A 19,029-nucleotide genomic window follows, 5' to 3' on the forward strand; every position below is an offset into this window, starting at 1 on the left:
GTAGACGGTGCCTGACCCCTCTACGCAGTAAAGGTAGACGGTGCCTGAACCCTGTGCTACTTGAAGCGGGTTGCCAGGCGCGCCAGCTTGATTACGGGGGAGTTGGTCGCCTCTGAGATGGTTTGGGTTATGAACGCCCAGCGGCCGCCGATCTCTTCGAAAGCTTCTGCAAGTTTCTGACCACGGTCTGAGAAGCTGAGCCCTTTCTCTTGCGCGCTCGCGGCTTTCTTGGAGAGGTCGCTGATGCACGGCTTGAGATCAGCGTACGTCCGCTTCGCCGTGCGATATGTTTTCATGCCGGCGGCGCCGATCATAAAGACGATCAGCAACACGAAGGCAACGGGCAGGCAATAGATAAGGATAATCGCCAATAGCATCTAATTCCTCCAGTCGTGTTTCAATATTGCAATTATTTATGAATTCGAGAGCAATTGGAAGCGCCTGTGTCGCCGACCACCGCGCATGAAACAGTCAACCGGGTCGACTTGATGTAGAATCTGATGAAATTCCTTACAGGTGGTGAAGACGCGTGCCCGACAATCAGACTGATTTTGAGTTGTCCTCCAGATACGACCCGCGAGCGGTGGAGGGACGCTGGTACGAGCTGTGGGAGAATCGTGGCTACTTCCACGCCGACCCGGATTCAGGCCGCCCGCCTTTTTCACAGGTGATACCGCCACCGAACGTGACCGGCGTGCTGCACATGGGACACGCGTTGAACAATACACTCCAGGACATCATCGCGCGGAGGCGGCGCATGCAGGGCTACGAGGTTCTGTGGATACCCGGGACGGATCACGCCGGCATCGCGACGCAGAATGTCGTGGAGAGGCGTATCGAAGAGGAAGGCGCCAACCGCCACGAGATGGGACGCGAGGAGTTTGTGGATCGCGTCTGGCGGTGGAAAGAGGAGCACGGCGGCGTCATCATCAGCCAGTTGAAACGCCTGGGGTGCTCTTGCGATTGGGAGCGAGAGCGCTTCACGATGGATGATGGCTGCTCGCTTGCCGTGCGCACGGTCTTCAAGGAGTTGTACGACCAGGGTCTCATTTACCGGGGAAAGTACATCATCAACTGGTGCGTGCGCTGCCATACCGCGCTCTCCGACATCGAGGTCGAGCACGAGGACAAGACCAGCCACCTCTGGCATATCCGTTACCCGCTTGCGGATGGCGCCCTTGACGTGGTTGTCGCCACTACCCGCCCGGAGACGATGCTGGGCGACACTGCCGTAGCCGTCCATCCGTCGGACGAGAGATACGCGGCCCTGGTTGGAAAGTCGGTCATGCTGCCTCTCACGGGTAGGCGCATTCCTGTAATCGTCGACAGGTTCGTGGATCCGGAGTTCGGCACCGGCGCGGTCAAGGTTACTCCCGCCCACGACCCCAACGACTACGAGATCGGCTTGCGGCACGACCTGGAGCGAATCAATATACTCAACCCGGATGGAACCATCAATGAGAACGGCGGCCGGTACGCCGGCATGGATCGGTACGAGGCCCGCGATTCCGTGGTTCGCGACCTGGATTCCGAGGGCCTGCTTGTCAAGAGGGAGGAGCATCTCAACGCCGTCGGCCACTGCTACCGATGCGGCACGGAAGTCGAGCCCTACCTGTCCACGCAGTGGTTTGTGAAGATGGCGCCGCTCGCGGCCGAGGGCATCAAGGCGGTGCGTGAAGGACGCGTCAAGTTTACTCCCGAGCGCTGGGATAAAATCTATTACGATTGGATGGAGAACATCCGCGACTGGTGCATCTCGCGTCAACTCTGGTGGGGGCACCGCATCCCGGTCTGGTACTGCGACGAGTGCGGCGAGCAGATCATCGAGATAGAAGCGCCGGCGGCGTGCCCGTGCGGCTCGAGCAACCTGCGTCAGGACGAGGATGTTCTTGACACCTGGTTCTCGTCAGCCCTCTGGCCTTTCTCGACCATGGGCTGGCCTGAAAAGACGCGGACACTCGATGTGTTTTATCCGACAACGGTGCTGACCACGGCTTTCGACATAATATTTTTCTGGGTCGCGAGGATGGTCATGTTCGGCCTGCGCTTCATGGATGACGTTCCGTTTCGCGAGGTGTTTGTGACGGCGCTGGTGCGCGACTACGAGGGCAAAAAGATGTCGAAATCAAGTGGAAATGTGATCGACCCGATCGACGTAATCGAGGTGTACGGGACGGACGCGCTTCGGTTCACGCTTGGTTCGATAGCGACGCCGGGTCGCGATATCAACCTCGCCGAGGAGCGCATAGAGGGCAATCGCAACTTCGTCAACAAGATATGGAACGCCGCGCGGCTGGTGATCGCGAATCTCGAGGATTACGAGGTCGATGGCGCGGCCCCAATCTCGACCGTTTCTACCCGGATGAAAGAGGGCGATCTCGAGCTCGCAGATCGCTGGATACTGAGCACTCTGGCGGGAGTCATCGAGCGTGTCGACGCCGGCATGGACGCGAACAACTTCAGCGTCGTGGGCAAGGCGCTCCACCAGTTCTTCTGGGGAGAGTTCTGTGACTGGTACCTCGAGCTGGTGAAACCAAGGCTTTATCACGGCGCGCGTGAGCAGAGGCGCGTTGTCCAGGAAGTAGCCTGCCGTGTGCTCGAATGCTCGCTCCGACTTTTGCACCCGTACATGCCTTTTGTGACTGAAGAACTGTGGCAGAAACTCCCCGGGACCGGCGAGTCTATCATGATTGCGCCCTGGCCTGATGCGGTCGAATTTCCGATTGACGATGAAGCTGAGCGAGAGATGAAACTACTGCAATCCGTGATCGTTGGCATAAGGGCCGCGCGCTCGGAGCACGGCATACCGCCCTCGGGCAAGGTAGAAGCCAGAATCGTATGCGGACATTTGTGGGCGCGAGAGGTTCTGGAGCGGCAGATCGGATATCTCGTGTCGATGGCGGGCCTCTCGGGCGTCGATTTCAGTGATGCGCCGCCGGCGGAAGGCTTTGGGATGCGAGTCGTGATCGAGGATGTAGAGGCTTATCTCTCCTGGGAGCGTGGGGTCGACCCGAAGGAGGAGATCGACCGACTCGCGCGGCGTCTCACACACGTCGAAGCAGATTTGACGCGCACGCTCGCGAAACTGGCGAGTGAGGGCTTTGTCTCGAAAGCGCCTCCCGCTATCGTCGCGAAAGAGCGAGAGAAGGAGAGAGAGCTCACGCAGAGACGCCAGAAGCTGGATGAGCAAATAAGAACGCTCGGGCGCCAGGCGCCTTGACGCAATCCGACCCCGATGTTGTGTTGTAAATAGCAGGGAAGACACTTGAAGTATTCCGAGGCGATAGATTATCTGGACAGCAAGGTGGTGCTCGGCGTAAAGCCGTCGCTGGATCGTATCCGAGTGGCGTGCCGCCTGATGGATGATCCGCAAAACGAGTTCGACTCTATCCAGGTGACCGGCACGAACGGCAAGACCTCTGTCTCCAGCATGATCGCGGGAATACTCAAAGAGTGCGGGCTCAAAACGGGGCTTTTTACTTCTCCCCACCTGGAGACGGTTCGGGAGCGTGTATCTGTCAACGGACGGCTGATACCGGCGAACAGGTTCGCGGAAACGATGACCGACATCCGGCCCGTAATCGAGAAAGCGGAGCGTGAGGTTGGCGAGAGGCTCTCGTACTTCGAGCTTGTGACGGCGGTGGCCTATTATTACTTTCAGCGGGAACGCATCGACGTCGCTGTTCTCGAGGCGGGCATGGGCGGGCGATGGGACTCGACCAACGTGGTCGATTCCGATGTTGCCGTAATAACGAATATCGAGCTCGAACACGTAAACGAACTTGGCCGCACGAGGGAGAAGATTGCTTTCGAGAAGGCGGGCATAATCAACGAGGGAGCGGTGGTCGTTACCGCGGAGGGCACGCGTGACATACTGATGGTTCTCGCGGAGAGGTGTCGTGAAGCGGGCGCGGAGCTCAAAGTTTTTGGCAGGGATTTCAAGCTCGATTACCTTCTGCCGTACCGTGTCGCGGGCGAGCCTCTTGCTCAGTACATGTCAGTGCGCGGGTTGGAGGAGCGAGAGTTCAAGGACATCAAACTTCACCTGCTTGGAAAGCACCAGGCGGTGAACGCCGCCTGCGCGGTGGCGGCCAGCCAGGCGTACGCGGGCCCGCGAGAGAAAACCGATGTCGATGCGTTCAGGCGCGCGCTCGAGGCGAGCAACGTTTCAGGGAGGCTGGACGTGCTGTCGAAGCTTCCACTGATTGTCGCTGACGGCGCGCACAACGTGTCGGGAGTGGACAGGCTCGCGGCCACGCTCCCCGATGAGTTTGATTACGATTATCTCGTGGTTGTCGTCTCGATTCTCGAGGACAAAGACGCGCGAAGCATGCTCAAGCTGCTCGGCGCGGTCGCGGATGAACTTATACTCACCGAGAACCGAAACGCGCGCTCGATCAGAGCGGAAAAACTTGGTAACTACTGCAGAATGGATAAGATAAAACACAGAATCGAGCCGGATTTCGTGAAAGCGATGAGCGCCGCGCGCGACATAGCGGGGCGGGGCGGGATGGTTTGCGCAACCGGCTCTCTGTACACAGTTTCAGAGGCGCGCATTTATTTCAGGCGCCAGTCGGCATCGCGCGAAATGAAACAGGACAGGTAAGTGCCCCGTCCCATATATTGAGCCGCGTTTCGACCGCGCGGACAGGTAAGGGGGAGAAATGGAGATCGAACGTACGCTTCTCATAATCAAGCCGGATGGAGTGGAAAGAGGTCTGGTGGGCGAGATATTGATGCGCGTGGAGCGGAAAGGATACAGGATCGAGCGCATCTGTGAGATGACGATCAGCCACGAGCTGGCCCAGAGGCATTACGCCGAGCACAAGGGCAAGCCGTTCTACGACGACCTCATCGATTACATCACAGGTGGGCTTTCAATTGTCGCTATCATCCGCGGCGAGAACGCGATTGAGAATATGCGCATCATAATGGGCGCGACCGACCCGCTCGACGCGACTTCCGGCTCGATCCGTGGCGGCTATGCCACCAGCGTGACACACAACTTGGTGCACGGATCGGACTCCGCCGAAAGTGCCACGCGAGAGATAGACCTGTTTTTTGGATAAAAACGCATAAAATGGTTTGACCCCATTATGCGTTTTTTTGGGATGAAGGCAAGGATTGCCATCTTTGTGTTGCGTAAAGCGGTTACTGTTCTTGCTGTAAAGTTGTGTTAAAATAATAGACGAACTCGGTTGCGTTCGGATATAATCCGAGTTTCAACTGTTTGGGCACTTAAGAATCAGGATAGGAGTCGGGTGTAGTTGTCGTTTCTATCTGAAACATTTGGGGCCGGATCCTTCGGGAAAGATATGGCCGTGGACCTGGGAACAGCAAATACGCTGGTGTACGCCAAGAGTGAAGGAATCGTCCTCAATGAACCTTCCGTGGTCGCGGTAAACACGAGAACGAACGCGATCATCGCCGTTGGCGAAGAGGCGAAGCGAATGGTCGGGCGGACACCGGCCCACATCATCGCTATCCGCCCGTTGAAAGACGGCGTCATCGCCGACTTCGACGTCACCGAAAAGATGTTGCGCTACTTTATCCAGAAAGTCCACCAGCGCAGGGCCCTTGCCAGACCACGTGTGGTCGTAGCCGTTCCCAGCGGGATAACCGGTGTCGAGCAGAGAGCGGTCGAGGAGGCCACTATCCAGGCGGGCGCGCGCGCCGCGTTTATCATTGAGGAGCCGATGGCCGCCGCGATCGGGGCCGGATTGCCCATACACGAACCTATCGGCAACATGGTGGTAGACATAGGCGGTGGCACGACCGAGGTCGCGGTAATATCCCTCGGGGGCATCGTCACGAGCCAGTCGCTGCGTGTTGGCGGCGACGAGATGGACGAGGCTATCATCAATTATATCAAGCGGGACTACCAGCTCATGATAGGGGAACGGACTGCCGAGGCCTTGAAGCTGAAGATTGCCTCAGCGTTTGAGATGGATGACGATGACGAACTGGAGGGGGAGATAAAAGGCAGGGATCTCGCGTCAGGCCTGCCGAAGACCGTGGTTGTTACTGCCGTAGAGATCAGGCAGGCCATCGAGGAGCCCGTCAGCCAGGTTGTTCAGACGTTGAAAGAGGCGCTCGATCGTACTCCGCCAGAGCTCGCGAGTGACATAATGGAAGAAGGAATTATTCTAGCCGGTGGTGGCGCGCTCTTGCGTGGCCTCGAGGAGAGGATCCGAAACGAGACCGGCATGCCGGTGCACATGGCAAAGGATCCCCTGCTTTGTGTTGCTATAGGTTCTGGGAAATGTCTTGAAGAATTCGACATAATGAAGAAGGTGTTGATTTCGTCTGCTGGCCATTAACGGTCAGCCGGATCAGCTATGCCTGTTTCTCCTGGAAGCGACAGAAGCCGCACTATCCTGATAATCATCATTGTTGTGTGTATATCGGTCGTGACCCTTTACTCGAGAGAAGGTGACAGGGGCCCGTTGCACAAGGCTCAGGGCTTTTTCCTCGATATGACAGCGCCGGTTTCCAGCGTTTTCGCGAAGATGTTCCGCCCTGTAAAGGACGGCGTCGTCAATCTGATTCACCTGCCGACACTGTCAAAGGAAAAGGCTGATCTCCAGGAAGAAATAGTGGAACTCAGAAGGGAGCGCATCGAATCAAAAAAGATGGAGAATGAGTTGAGAGAACTGAAATCCTTGTTGCGCTGGCAGGAGAATCAGGCCGAGTTTGAGAATCTGGGGGCTGATATCATCGGCCAGTCCCCGAATAACTGGCAAAGGTTGATGATTGTAAACCGCGGCGCGGACAGCGGTGTCAAGAAGTACATGTCCGTCGTTACGGCAGAGGGGCTTGTCGGCAGGATCATTTCAGCAGGCTCGCGTTCGTCTGTCGTGCAGCTCATTACGGACTCGCGCGCGAGCATTGGCGCGCGTGATCAGCGCTCGCGCGAGACGGGCATCATCGAGGGAAAGAACGACAACACGATCAGGTTCACCACCATGAGGGAGGACGCCATCCTGGCGGTCGGAGACGTTATCGAGACCAGCGGCCTGGGTGGCACCTGCCCGGCGGGGATAGCGGTAGGGGAGATCGTCAAGGTGCGGAAGCGCTCGAGCGGCCTGGCCAGATTCGTGGAAGTCAAGCCTTTCGTCAAGTTTTCCAGGTTAGACAAGGTGTTGATAATTATCGTCCCCGAGCCTGAATCGATAATCCTCAAGGAAGCGCAGTGAGCCGGAACCATCAGATATTTTTGATGGTCGTAGTGGCGTTCGCCTTTGTGCTGCAACTATCCGTGATACCACAGCTCAATCTTTTGAGCGTAGCGCCGGATCTGATACTGGTTGTGGCCGTTGTCGTGGCCGTTCAGGAAGGGCCGATTGCGGGTGCGATCGTTGGCTTTGCCGGCGGAATGCTTCAGGATATAGCGAGCCCGCAGGTCATGGGGATGAGCGCCCTTACCAAGGCTCTTGCCGCGTTCACGGTGGGGATGATGAAGGACTTGTTCATGACCTATTCGATTTTGCTTCCTGTGCTGCTCGTGTTTCTGGCGACAGTCTTTGAGATATTGCTGCACCATGGCGCGCTGATAATTCTTGGGCAGGAGCAGCTACCACCTTTCAAATTGGACGCGGTTTTTGCCGAATCGTTTTTCAACGTTTTTGCCGTGCTGATCGTTTATCCATTTATTCGGCGTTTCAAGTTTTTACAGAAGGATGAGTCTGTCATCTTTGCCAGGCCGAATCGGAGATAACGGGAGGATGGTTGCGTGTACTCACACAATAATCGATCCACACCCGCTGTTGAACGGTCAACTACACGACGGCAACCAGTGATCATGGTGGTGGGCGAATGAGGTTCGTAACAAGGACAAGATTGAAGATCAGGCCGGATGAGACGACATCCCGGCGGTCAGACACTACTGATGAGAACTTGCAGCGCAGGGTCGCAATCCTCGGCCTCGTAATGCTCGTGGCATTCGTGATTTTGTTTACGCGCCTGTGGTTCATGCAGATAGTTTCCGGCAACGAGTATCAAAAGAGAGCGGAGGGCAACCGTATCCGCGAGATATCGGTCGACGCGCCCAGGGGTCGAATACTCGACCGTAACGGGCGGGTTCTGGTCAAGAACCGCGAGACTCTCACAATATCGGTCGTCCCCGCCGAAGTAGGCGAGGAGAAGTCGATCGTTATCGCGAGGCTGTCGCGTCTGCTCGGCATAGGCCAAAAGGAAATACTCTACAAGATCGAAAAGTCGCAAGACCCAAACCGGAGAGCCGTTCTCATCAAGAGCGATGTGGATGAAGAGATATTCGCCTACGTCCATGAGCACCAGCGGGAATTCCCCGGCGTAGACGCCGCGGCCAGGCCGGTTCGTGAGTACCCGCGCCGGGACCTCGCCGCTCACGTCATCGGTTACCTCGGAGAGATAAACCCGGAAACGCTCAAGGAGAAAAATAAGAAAGGTTATCGGGCGGGAGACGAGATCGGCCTGTCCGGGGTAGAGTCGACCTATGACGAGGATCTTCGCGGCAAGGTCGGCAAATACAGGATCGAGGTGGATGCCGGCGGAAACTTTAAACGTGAAATATCGCGCGTCGAAGCGAGAGCCGGTTTGAACATGCGAACGACTATCGACCAGGACATTCAGACGCTGATCGAGTCCGCGCTCGAGAGTGGAGTCAAGGCATCGCGGACGAGGCAGAATCCTGAGGGTCCTGGCAAGTACCAGGCGACCGGCGCGTCAGCAGTGGTGATGGATCCAAAGACCGGCGAGATTGTCGCTATGGCCAGCTACCCGACTTTCGATCTGAACGACTTCACCGGCGGAATAGACGAGAAGACCTGGAAGGCGCTCAACGATCCCAAAAACATGTATCCTCTAAACAACCGGGCGATCATGAGCGAGTTGCCACCGGGTTCGGTTTTCAAGGTAGTAACGGCGATTTCCGCGATGGATCAGAAGATGTTTCAGATACGCTCTCCCTTTAACTGCGTCAACGTGTTCACGAAGGGGCCTTTCAAGGAGTACCCCAAGTACTGCTGGAGTACGCACAATCACGTCGACCTCTTTAGCGGGATCGTGCAGTCTTGCGACATTGTTTTCTACGAGATCGGCTACGCGTTTTACGAGCGGCAGTTGCAGGCGCAGGGCAAGCCGCTCTGGGAGTGCGCTCGCGACTTTCATCTTGGCAGGCGTACCGGCGTTGATCTTACAAGTGAGATGAACGGGCGTATACCGAGTCCTGAGTGGAAGAAGGAGTTCAATAAGAACAACAAGGGCGATCAGGTCTGGTACCCCGGGGACACGGTAAACATGGCCATTGGTCAGGGCGATATCCTTACCACACCTTTGCAAATCGCGTACCTGTACGCGGGAATTGCCAACGGCGGCAAGTTTATCAGGCCGCATGTGGTGAAATCTTTCGAGGACGAGGATGGCAAGGTGGTCAAGAAAACCGGGATAGAGACGGTAGCGGAGATGTCGCTCGATCCGCAAATAGTAGCCGACGTGACGCAGGCTCTTACTGGAGTTGTTCGGGGCAAGGGAACCGCGGCGGCTACCTTTGAGGGGTTCCCGATCGATTTGATACCGGTGGCCGGCAAGACCGGCACCAGCGAGATAGCGGGCAAGCAACCTACCGCGTGGTTCGCCGGCTTCGCGCCGGCTGGTGATCCGAAGTATGTTGTGACAGTCGCTATCGAGCAGGGAGGTCACGGCGGCGAGAGCGCGGCGCCCGTCGCGCGCCGTATTCTGGAGAGGTTGTTCAACTTGCCGGCGCAAGGTGAGATAAGGTCAAGTCCCGGTGACTAGTGCCAGGCTGGTGAGTTTACGATGATTGGCAAGAGCAGAACGGCCGAGTTCTCTCCCGGTCTCGTAAAGAGTGGCGTCGCCAGGGAGATTGCGAAGCGGCTGCCTCTTCGCAACATAGACAAGCTACTTCTTTTCTCGGCGCTGACGCTGGGCGCATTCGGCGTGCTCATGGTGTTCAGCGCAACCAGAGCGAATGAACCCTCAACCTACTATCTCAAGCGCCAGTTGATGTTCTTCATTCTTGCGCTCGTCGGGATGCTGCTTGCGGCAAGTTTTGATTACCGCAAAGTAATGCCTTACTCGAAAATACTGTACGTGGCGACGCTGGGTCTTCTCATCGTCGTTCTCGCGTTCCCCGCGCGCGGTGGCTCTCACCGCTGGATATCTTTGAGTTTCTTTGATTTTCAACCTTCGGAGATAGCGAAAGTTGTGGTATTGCTGACGCTGGGCACTTTTCTGGCGGACAGGCACATGGAGATATGCTCGAACAAAGAGTTCCTGCAGGCGCTTTCCATAAGCGGAGGGGCGATGTTTTTCATCTTTCTCGAGCCGAATCTCGGGATGACGTTCATGGTCTTCGCAATAACGATTGGAATGCTGCTGGTTGGTGGAGCGAGGTGGAAGCAGATGATGGCTCTCGCCGGAGGCACAGTGGTCGCGGCGTCGGCGGGGATGATCTTCGGGCTGATCAAGGCTTATCAGATGTCCAGATTGCTTGTCTTTATCAAGCCGAACGTTGATCCGTTGCACGCCGGGTACAACCTCATGCAATCAAAGATAGCCATTGGCTCGGGACAACTTATCGGCAAGGGGATATTCCGTGGGACGCAGACTCGTCTCGAGTTTATTCCCGAGCATCATACTGATTTTATTTTCTCGGTGGTGGGAGAGGAGCTTGGCTTCATCGGGAGCGCGATATTGCTGATTCTTTTCGCCATGCTGTTATGGAGGGCGCTCAAGATAGCGATAACCGCGCGCGACCCGTTTGGAACTATTGTGGCGATCGGGATCGTGGTTATGTTCTTTTTCCAAATACTGATCAACGTGGGCATGACGATGGGCATTATGCCCATCACTGGCGTGCCATTACCGTTCATGAGTTACGGTGGCACATCGCTCATTGTGAACTTCACGTGCATCGGTCTGCTTTTGAACATCGGGATGCGAAGGTTCCCTCAGGGAGTCTGACAGACCCGAGAGGCGTCACCCGAGGTGGCGCATAGACAAAAGGAGTATTTTTGAGTCAGGAGCAAGAGTACAGGTCAGGATTCATCGGACTCGTGGGCCGGCCGAACGTGGGTAAGTCGACGTTATTGAACAGGCTCGCCGGGAGGAAGCTCGCGATTACGTCCGACAAGCCTCAGACGACCAGAAATCGCATCCGCGCGGTAGTTACAGGTGACAGGGCTCAACTTGTCTTCGTTGACACGCCCGGTTTTCATAAGCCCCGTGAGGCGCTGGGGGAGAAGCTCAACGCTATGGTTCTCTCCACGTTGCGCGATGTCGACGTCATCGCCTTCATCCTTGACGGCGCTCAGATGATTGGCAAGGGGGATTTGTTCATCGCGCGAGAGCTCGGTCGTGTGGACACGCCCGCGGTGGGCGTCATTAACAAGGTGGATTTACTGGATGAGGAGAAAGTGCTCTCGCAGGTTGAAGTGGCGCGGCATTTGTACTCCTTTGCGCAAGTTGTCGGGGTTTCTTCGAAGCACGGAACAGGGACAGAGGAGCTTGTGAGTCTCTTTGAACGCTTTCTCCCTCCGGGCCCGAAGTACTTTCCGGTGGACATGGTAAGTGACCAGCCAGAGAGAGTGCTGGTCGCCGAGCTTATCAGGGAGAAAGCCCTCGAGCTGACACGGGATGAGGTTCCGCACAGCGTTGCGGTACTGATAGAGAGCGTCAAGCCGCGCGAGAACCGTGATGACCTCATCGATATCGAGGCCGTGATTTATGTCGAGCAGGAGTCGCAGAAGGGCATCATCGTGGGGAAGGGTGGCCGGATGATCAAGGAGATAGGCACGAGGGCGCGTCATGAGATCGAGCCGCTCCTGGGAAACAAAGTATTCCTCGACCTCCGGGTAAAGGTAGAAAAAAACTGGTCGAAGAACCCGGAGTTTATAAAGAGACTCGATTATCAGTAAGACTACCAGGAAGAAGTCGTCATGGAAGAACGCAACAAAGTAATTCTTGACACAGTTTCCGATATGCTTGCGCGCGGAGATCTGGAGCGGGCGGTTCGGACTATCGCCGATCTGCATGCCGCTGACAGCGCTAACGTGCTCACCGGGCTCGTGGCGCAAGACGAGATCGAGATACTCATCACTCTGGATCCCGCCGCCGCCGCCCGTATCCTTCTGGAGATGGAAGAATCTCACCAGGTTGAGGTTGCCGCCCGATTGAGGACAGGGGAGTTGCACGAGTTGCTTGACAGGATGCCTGTAGATGAGGCGGTAGACCTTCTTGGCGACGTTCCCGCGGCCCGAATGGCGCGGTTGTTGAGGTTGTTCGGGCGTCAGGAGGCCTTTGATCTCGAAGAGCTTCTTTCGTACGAGGACGACACGGCGGGTGGTCTCATGACGACCGACTATTTCTCCGTGTCCCCGGACGCGACTGTCGAGGAGACGATTGAGCAACTGCGGCGGGTTTCTCCCGACGTCGAGACGATCTACTACGTGTACGTGGTGTCCGAGGAAGGCTTGCTCGATGGCGTGCTCTCACTTCGTGAGCTTATTGTCTCCGGGCCGGACAGGCGGGTGGGAGACATGATTTCTGAAAATGTAATCACTCTCAAGCCACTGCAGGATCAGGAGGAAGTGGCGGAAATTATCAGCAAGTACGATCTCCTGGCGGCGCCTGTTGTCGATGACAGGAAGAGGATGCTCGGCATTGTCACCGTTGACGACGTGATGGACGTCTTTACCGATGAGGCCGACGAGGACATCATGCGCTTCGCCGGCGCGACAGGGCTCGAGGAGGATGCGGATCCGGGCGGGCTGATGGCTAACTTCTGGCGGCGAACGCCATGGTTCGTAGCAGCCGTAATTATTGAGATGCTGGTGGCCGGAGGCGTTCTCAAGCTTTCCTTCCCACTGTTTGGCAAGTTTGTCGCGCTTGTGTTTTTCATCCCGTTGCTGGTTACCATGGGGGGCAATATCGCGGTGCAATCCTCGACGATAATGGGCCGTTGGCTCTCGACCGGCGCTCCGCTCAAGCGGACGACGTTGCGTCACGTGTCGAGCGAGATGGGCTGGGGTGTCATGGTTGGCCTCCTCACCGGCGGCATCGTAGCGGGAGCGAGCTTCGCGTTTCACCAGGATGCCTGGGTGGGCATTGTGGTGGGGCTGTCGTTAGCGCTTACCGTGATTGCCGCCGCGCTGGTCGGATGCGCATTCCCTGTCACGATGAAAGTTCTCAAGCGTGACCCGGGCGCGATATCGGGACCTCTTATTGGGACAACGATGGATGTGCTGAGCCTTGCTATATACCTCGGGATCGGAAGATTGCTCATATGGTAGAGCTTCCGATGGCGCGAGAGATGGACCCGCTCGCTTCGAGCGCCGCGGCTTCGCGGAAGCGGATCAAGCGCGGCAGGCCCGAGTACAAGGACGAGGGCATTGTGTTGCGGAGTTACAAGCTGGGCGAATCCGACAAGATCCTTCGGGTATTCACAAGGGAGAACGGCAAGCGCTCGGCGGTCGCCAGAGGAGTTCGCAAGACCTCGAGCAGGTTCGGCGCGCGGGTCGAGCCGCTTACGCACACCATGCTGTTTCTGCATCGCGGTCGAAGCATGGATACCGTAAAGCAAGTCGAGATACTGACCTCGTTTGAGGAGTTGCGCGAAGACCTGCGTCTCTTTGTGAGCGCGTCGGAGATGGTCGAGTTGATCGACAGCATCACAACCGAGGACGAGCCCAACCCGCGCCTTTTCGATCTTGCGCTGTTGGGCCTGCGCTTGCTCAAAGAGCGCCCCGCGAAAGCCGGTTTCACACTGGCCTTTTTCGAGTTCAAGGTAATGGGCGCGGAGGGCTTTGAACTGATGGTTGGAGGTTGCGCGTGTTGTGGCGGCGAGCTCGAAAAGGAAGGTTCGTTTTCGCTGCGCCTTGGAGGGTTGATATGCGCGGCATGCAAGTCGGGCCGCTCTATGGACACGGGCAAGCTTGTGAGGATAGACACGAAGAGTGTTGAGTTGATGTTGTGGATGGCTTCACACGGGCTCGGCGAATGGCCGGAGGAGCTAAAGGAGAGGACGTCACAGGAGATGGAGTTGCTGATGGGCAATGTTCTCGAGCACTGGATGGAGAGAGAGTTTCGATCTCACAGGGTTGCCAGGAGCGTGTCGGATGTCCAGGGATACGAATATTGAGGAACGGTGATTAAATGTCAAACACGACAAACGAACTCGTGATACCGCTCAGGATAGCGATAATCATGGACGGCAACGGCCGCTGGGCGACACAACGCGGGATGCCCAGGATCGAGGGGCACAAAGAGGGGGAGAAAGCGGTTGCCGCGACTGTGCTCGCGGGGGCTGAGTTGGGCCTGGAGGCGCTCACCCTTTACGCGTTTTCGACAGAGAACTGGAAGAGGCCGGTTGACGAGGTTCGTTTTCTCATGAACTTCAACAGGGAGCTTCTCGACCGCCGGGTGGCGGAGTTCCACTCGAAGAACATCAAGATAAGGTTCATCGGAAGGCGCGGCGGTCGTGTGCCCCGGTCACTTGCGCGCAAGATGGATTCCTCGGAGAAACTGACGCGCAAGAATACCGGAATGAAGCTCAATATCGCGTTCAACTACGGGGGAAGGGCGGAACTGGTAGATGCGATGCGATTGATAGGCGAGGAGATCGCCGCTGGGAAGATGAAGCCCGGCGCGATAACCGAGAGAACAGTCGCCGCTCGCCTCTACGCCCCGGACATAACAGATTACGACCTGATGATAAGAACCGCCGGCGAGATGAGAATAAGCAACTTTCTCCTGTGGCAGATCGCGTACGCGGAGCTCTACGTAACGCCGGTAACATGGCCGGAGTTCCGCAAAGAGCACCTGCTGGAAGCAATCGCTGAATTCAACCGCAGGACACGCAGGTTCGGCGCTTAACTTTGGGGTCAGTCCCACATGGCCCTCTGTGCCAACATCAGTGAGACACCTGCCGCTGCTCTCGTCCATGCCTGCGCTCCTTTCCTTCCGAGGGGTATCTTACCCCCCTTCCTGGGAGCGTCTTCAAAGGAGGCAAACACTAACACATGGTGATAGGATTTTGTCCGGAATGTTCAGAAACAATCCGAACCACCGCTAAGAAAACAAGGCTTGTTTCTTCGAAGGGAAAACCCTTTCTTCTCTTGTCTCATGGACCACGAGAGGAAGGTCGGTCGCAAACTCCTCTTGGTACCGTTTGATTGCCATCTCAATGTAGGACTCATCGGTCTCAATGCCAATCCAATTTCTGTGATAGCGTTCCGAAATCACCGCTGTCGTTCCGCTGCCCAGAAATGGATCGAGTACGAGATCTCCCTCATTTGAAGAAGCAACCACAATACGTTTAAGCATTTCTTCGGGTTTTTGTGTTGGATGAGCAGCTCTTCCATCTTCTCCATGTAGTCTTTCGCTGCCCTGTACCAAAGGGATTGTCCAAAGATCTCTCATTTGTTTAGTGGACCCATCTTTCTGGCGCTCGGGGTTAATATCTTTCACGTCTTCATAGTTGAAAATCCACTTAGGGCCATTTACCGCACAGACAACATATTCCGTGCTATGCGTGTAGACACGTTTGGTCATGTTTGGCATTGCATTTGGCTTATACCAGGTGATTATGTTGTTTATCTTCATGCTCACTTTTCTAATAGCGAGAATGACATCTGCGACATTGTGATACGTGCAAGAAACATACAGCGAACCATTCTTTTTTAAAACACGATGTGCCTCTGCAATCCACTCGTCGGTAAAAGCTGAATATACCTCGGGAGGCATTTGGTCCCAATCCTCGTTCATCTTGAACCAATCCCCACCCGTTTTGTTGCCTAACCATTGCAGTGTATTTCCTGAAAGATTATATGGGGGATCTGCGTACACAAGGGAAGTGCTTCTGTCCGCTACCTCACTTCTCATAACTTCTATACAATTCCCAAGGTAGATGATGTTGTGCCTCACGCGAAACACTCCGCCCGCCATTGCTCGATTATGTCGGGAATTGTATTTATCCAGTTATACGCGGATTCAGCGTCGTCTTTCAAAGCTATGACTAAGTCCATGAGATACTTAATCTGCTCATGTGTCAGTTTCCTACCATCACCTCGAAGGTCAAGGTAAATCTCAATCAGGTTAATTAACTGAGGTATCGTAAAGGGCACTACGTTTTGCCTTTTTCCTTCATGAAGAGTTCTCAACTGATACAGAAAATGGTCTGCAGTGTCTTCATGGATAACCGGTGCCACAAAAAGCAAATACGAAGATTCAAGGTTGTCTCTTGGTTTCGCGAAGTCACGAAGGTGCCGGATAACCGGATGCCCTTCGTAGTAATATTGGTCTCTTCCCCGAATTGTCGTTACTTCACAAATAGCCTCATAATCCTCGTAATAACATTCGATGTCCGGCATGTTCCCGCCAGCAGTCATTAACGGTTCGCCGTCATCACCAACGGGATAGTTTGGTTTGATTCTCAATGCATCGTCCAGGATGTTCAAAGCAACTGTGGCATATTTCTCCAGGGCTCTTCAATGACCTCTGCGTCTTGTGATTCAAGGATTTGTTGGGATAGCTGCAGTTCTCGTCTGTAAGACCGAAGAAGCTCTATGTAATCTTCCAGCTGTCCTTCTGACATACCGCTTGGATCCTCTTCGGGAGCTTCATCAAAGGAACCCCCGCGATCCGTAATCAGATGTTGGATTACCTTGATATCGTCGACAACAGTCTGCGCAATAGCAGTAAGAGACTCGACATTTATCCACGGAAGACGAGGCAAGTTCATATTGACCATATAGTCTGTATAGGCCTCCACGGAAGGAAAGGCGTCTGCTGAGCCATCAAACTCACTGAGGAGTGGGGTTATTTCCGCTGTTCGTAATGGCTCAAGGTCTACGAAATGGCCCTTTCCGCGTATGTGAAGATACTGGCTCAATCGGAATAATCTGCGTGCGTTATCACCGTAGTCCCGCAGATTGTCGATCTGCGTTCTTATCGCGGATTCATCATTGATGTCGAAATGTGCTGCCACGAAATCGTGTTTGTACTGTTCCTTAAAAGCAGGTTGTTCTCTACCGGGACGGCTTCGCACGGCTTTCCGATATTCGATAAGACGTTGAGCCTGAGACTCGATGTCCTCGTAGTTGATTAGTGTCGCGGTGAACATGTTAAATTCGTCGTTGCTTAGTCCTACAGGTTCATTCCCTTCCTCAGCCCACAACTCATTCACACGCTTGATTAGGTGGAGAGTAACGAGAAAAGGCTTCACGTTAAAACCACGTACTTCCGAAAAATGGGTACTCAAAGGGTTTGGATATTGCCATTTGATAAGAAAGCGGAGAAATACTTTGCTGATGTCGTAGTCCTCAGAAAGGAAGTATTTTCCAAGCTCTGAGATGCGGATAAGCCTCTCGTCGTCAACATAGGCGAGGCCCATCTCAACAAGAGGCGCGAAAGATGTGCGGCCACGCATAGGTGGATCTTCATATCCCTGTCTGTTAAATATCTCGCTCGCTTGTTCCTCCGAAAATGCTACATCGGGGTCTTGGCAGACAGTCTTCTCTTCCTCCGTTAGATTGGTCGGTCGATACTTCTTCTCTTTAATCAACAGGGTCTGAAAACGAACCTGCGATTCCTGGTCGTATTCAACTCCTTCAAGCATCTTGAGCACATGGAGAAAACCTCGGATTCTCTCAGGCGCTCGTATTGTTGTTGAGAAGCTCCACACTTTAGGAGAGGGCATGTTTGGTTACCTCGCAGAAGAATACACGCTCTTTGTTGTCTGAAATACTTGTCTTGCCTGTCGTAAACATACGGTAGTCGCGTTCAAAGATTTCAACGCGGCCTCTGCTTTTGAGAATCTCAATAATCTCAGCGTCGGCTATTCGAGCGTTTGACCGAGGGTCCCCCTTACTTCCCATATTGTTGTACGAGAGCAATATGTACCTTGTTTTTGCTCGGGAGATGAGGTCCGCCATCGCCCTGCTGGCCTCTTTGCAGTTGTATTTGCTCTTTAGGGTGCAACGATCAAACTTTTTCGCTTTCCCATAGACAGCAGGTTTCTCCCAACGAATCACGTTTTCAAGAACGTGGTAAAGGTCGCAGTATTGCCTGGAATTGTAGGGGGGGTCTAGATAGAGAACGTCGCAATCGACTTGTCTTATCAGGGTATTTGCATCCAGATTATAGACCTCATTTCCAATGTTGTTTATGTCTTGGATCTGCGGCATTCTGAGTTCAAGGGGCTTGAAAGAGTCCATCTTTGCCCGATATGCATCATAATGGCCGACGGTGTTGGCTACCTTGTCCATGGCATACAGTAACGATGACAGCAAAACGGCCTTTTCTTTAAAGCTCGTCGTCACTCCCTCAATTGCTTCCCTTATTTCTCCAATCTTTATAGCATTATCAAGACTGAAGAATGCATTGCCGAAATGGCGTGAGACGTAGTTCTCGCCAATAGGTTCGATATCGTTGAGCACGTCAATCATGTCGGCAATTCTTCCCCAGTTGCATTTCTCAGGTGACAGCCACGCATAAAGGGGAACATAATTGCTGAACAGAATATCGTTTGAGAGTATCTTTACGACATTAGAGTTAAACCGTTGGCTAACAGTACCGGTTCCAGCGAAGATATCGCAGAACGAGCAATATGGACCAACCGCTGACTGTAGGACCTCACCTATAAGGTCGAGTACTCCAATCTTGTTTCCGAGATACCTTCGTTGGAAAATCTCGACCGTCTCTTGAACCTCAACGGTGGTTTTGGGCAAACAGTACATTCGATGATCCCCCTGCAAACTATACCGACTTTAGACTGTCTTTTCCTGCTATAAACCCGGTGAAAGCCATCACCTGAGACTGCTGTTCGGGACTGAGGCTCAGAAATAGTTTCAAGAAATCTTGAAGTGACCAGTCGATCTCACGCGCATCCCACGTCTTGCCTTCCTCACCGGTTAAAAGGTAAGCTCCTCGCAAGAATCTGTGGGTGGTCGAATGGCTAATAATCCTTTGGTAGCGGGCTTTCTGGGTCGTTTTTACCTTGCTGTATTTGAACATCAAATAGGGAACCCC

At 54.6% G+C, this 19,029-nt stretch carries 18 protein-coding genes; 12 read left to right on the top strand and 6 right to left on the bottom strand.

Annotation, left to right across the window (positions count from 1 at the left end; translation table 11 throughout):
* Positions 1-56: 56 nt before the first annotated feature.
* Positions 57-377 (bottom strand): hypothetical protein, encoded by a 321-nt coding sequence (locus CVT63_01495; protein PKQ28679.1) that lies wholly within the window; start codon positions 375-377, stop codon positions 57-59.
* A gap of 152 nt (positions 378-529) precedes the next feature.
* On the opposite strand from CVT63_01495, the gene CVT63_01500 reads away from it, so the two are divergent.
* From CVT63_01500 to uppS, 12 genes are all read left to right on the top strand, one after another.
* The gene (locus CVT63_01500; protein ID PKQ28680.1) at positions 530-3,220 is read left to right on the top strand and encodes a valine--tRNA ligase; all 2,691 of its coding nucleotides are present in this window, start codon (positions 530-532) and stop codon (positions 3,218-3,220) included.
* 45 nt (positions 3,221-3,265) lie between these two features.
* Positions 3,266-4,606, top strand: a complete 1,341-nt coding sequence (locus CVT63_01505) for a dihydrofolate synthase (protein ID PKQ28681.1) — start codon at positions 3,266-3,268, stop codon at positions 4,604-4,606.
* A gap of 64 nt (positions 4,607-4,670) precedes the next feature.
* Positions 4,671-5,069, top strand: a complete 399-nt coding sequence (locus CVT63_01510) for a nucleoside-diphosphate kinase (GenBank protein ID PKQ28698.1) — start codon at positions 4,671-4,673, stop codon at positions 5,067-5,069.
* A gap of 246 nt (positions 5,070-5,315) precedes the next feature.
* Complete coding sequence (locus CVT63_01515; GenBank protein ID PKQ28699.1) at positions 5,316-6,320, top strand: rod shape-determining protein; 1,005 nt, start codon at positions 5,316-5,318, stop codon at positions 6,318-6,320.
* Between the two features lie 18 nt (positions 6,321-6,338).
* The gene (gene mreC / locus CVT63_01520) at positions 6,339-7,196 is read left to right on the top strand and encodes a rod shape-determining protein MreC (protein PKQ28682.1); all 858 of its coding nucleotides are present in this window, start codon (positions 6,339-6,341) and stop codon (positions 7,194-7,196) included.
* Positions 7,193-7,717, top strand: coding sequence for a rod shape-determining protein MreD (gene mreD / locus CVT63_01525; protein ID PKQ28683.1), 525 nt, complete (start codon positions 7,193-7,195; stop codon positions 7,715-7,717). The genes mreC and mreD overlap by 4 nt, the downstream gene beginning before the upstream one ends.
* A 98-nt stretch (positions 7,718-7,815) precedes the next feature.
* Entirely contained in the window at positions 7,816-9,777 is a 1,962-nt protein-coding gene (mrdA, locus tag CVT63_01530) for a penicillin-binding protein 2 (GenBank protein ID PKQ28684.1), read from the top strand.
* 21 nt (positions 9,778-9,798) lie between these two features.
* Complete coding sequence (locus CVT63_01535) at positions 9,799-10,965, top strand: rod shape-determining protein RodA (protein PKQ28685.1); 1,167 nt, start codon at positions 9,799-9,801, stop codon at positions 10,963-10,965.
* Positions 10,966-11,015: 50 nt separating this feature from the next.
* The gene (locus CVT63_01540; protein PKQ28686.1) at positions 11,016-11,918 is read left to right on the top strand and encodes a GTPase Era; all 903 of its coding nucleotides are present in this window, start codon (positions 11,016-11,018) and stop codon (positions 11,916-11,918) included.
* 21 nt (positions 11,919-11,939) lie between these two features.
* Positions 11,940-13,292 (top strand): magnesium transporter, encoded by a 1,353-nt coding sequence (mgtE, locus tag CVT63_01545; protein PKQ28687.1) that lies wholly within the window; start codon positions 11,940-11,942, stop codon positions 13,290-13,292.
* A complete protein-coding gene (locus tag CVT63_01550) occupies positions 13,286-14,140 on the top strand; it encodes a DNA repair protein RecO (protein PKQ28688.1) in 855 nt (284 codons plus the stop codon). The genes mgtE and CVT63_01550 overlap by 7 nt, the downstream gene beginning before the upstream one ends.
* Positions 14,141-14,154: 14 nt before the next feature.
* A complete protein-coding gene (uppS, locus tag CVT63_01555; protein PKQ28689.1) occupies positions 14,155-14,874 on the top strand; it encodes a di-trans,poly-cis-decaprenylcistransferase in 720 nt (239 codons plus the stop codon).
* Between the two features lie 195 nt (positions 14,875-15,069).
* Here the strand turns inward: uppS and CVT63_01560 are convergent, their stop codons facing one another.
* Genes CVT63_01560 through CVT63_01580 form a run of 5 tightly spaced genes read right to left on the bottom strand, consistent with a single transcriptional unit; the run spans position 15,070 to position 19,014 of the window.
* Positions 15,070-15,924: a site-specific DNA-methyltransferase gene (locus CVT63_01560; protein ID PKQ28690.1), complete on the bottom strand. Its 855-nt coding sequence runs from the start codon at positions 15,922-15,924 to the stop codon at positions 15,070-15,072.
* A complete protein-coding gene (locus tag CVT63_01565; GenBank protein ID PKQ28691.1) occupies positions 15,921-16,481 on the bottom strand; it encodes a hypothetical protein in 561 nt (186 codons plus the stop codon). The genes CVT63_01560 and CVT63_01565 overlap by 4 nt, the downstream gene beginning before the upstream one ends.
* Positions 16,454-17,698 (bottom strand): hypothetical protein, encoded by a 1,245-nt coding sequence (locus CVT63_01570; protein ID PKQ28692.1) that lies wholly within the window; start codon positions 17,696-17,698, stop codon positions 16,454-16,456. The genes CVT63_01565 and CVT63_01570 overlap by 28 nt, the downstream gene beginning before the upstream one ends.
* On the bottom strand, positions 17,685-18,737 hold the full coding sequence (locus CVT63_01575; protein PKQ28700.1) for a DNA methyltransferase: 1,053 nt from the start codon (positions 18,735-18,737) through the stop codon (positions 17,685-17,687). The genes CVT63_01570 and CVT63_01575 overlap by 14 nt, the downstream gene beginning before the upstream one ends.
* A 19-nt stretch (positions 18,738-18,756) precedes the next feature.
* On the bottom strand, positions 18,757-19,014 hold the full coding sequence (locus CVT63_01580) for a hypothetical protein (protein PKQ28693.1): 258 nt from the start codon (positions 19,012-19,014) through the stop codon (positions 18,757-18,759).
* Positions 19,015-19,029 lie beyond the last annotated feature (15 nt).

The sequence above is a fragment of the Candidatus Anoxymicrobium japonicum genome, from assembly GCA_002843005.1.
GTDB lineage: Bacteria > Actinomycetota > Geothermincolia > Fen-727 > Anoxymicrobiaceae > Anoxymicrobium > Anoxymicrobium japonicum.

Coding starts and splice junctions, on each gene's coding strand:
- CVT63_01495 (PKQ28679.1), bottom strand. CDS start 377: ATGCTATTGGCGATTATCCTTATCTATTGCCTGCCCGTTGCCTTCGTG.
- CVT63_01515 (PKQ28699.1), top strand. CDS start 5,316: ATGGCCGTGGACCTGGGAACAGCAAATACGCTGGTGTACGCCAAGAGT.
- mreC (PKQ28682.1), top strand. CDS start 6,339: ATGCCTGTTTCTCCTGGAAGCGACAGAAGCCGCACTATCCTGATAATC.
- mrdA (PKQ28684.1), top strand. CDS start 7,816: ATGAGGTTCGTAACAAGGACAAGATTGAAGATCAGGCCGGATGAGACG.
- CVT63_01535 (PKQ28685.1), top strand. CDS start 9,799: ATGATTGGCAAGAGCAGAACGGCCGAGTTCTCTCCCGGTCTCGTAAAG.
- mgtE (PKQ28687.1), top strand. CDS start 11,940: ATGGAAGAACGCAACAAAGTAATTCTTGACACAGTTTCCGATATGCTT.
- CVT63_01550 (PKQ28688.1), top strand. CDS start 13,286: ATGGTAGAGCTTCCGATGGCGCGAGAGATGGACCCGCTCGCTTCGAGC.
- uppS (PKQ28689.1), top strand. CDS start 14,155: ATGTCAAACACGACAAACGAACTCGTGATACCGCTCAGGATAGCGATA.
- CVT63_01570 (PKQ28692.1), bottom strand. CDS start 17,698: ATGCCCTCTCCTAAAGTGTGGAGCTTCTCAACAACAATACGAGCGCCT.
- CVT63_01575 (PKQ28700.1), bottom strand. CDS start 18,737: ATGTACTGTTTGCCCAAAACCACCGTTGAGGTTCAAGAGACGGTCGAG.
- CVT63_01580 (PKQ28693.1), bottom strand. CDS start 19,014: ATGTTCAAATACAGCAAGGTAAAAACGACCCAGAAAGCCCGCTACCAA.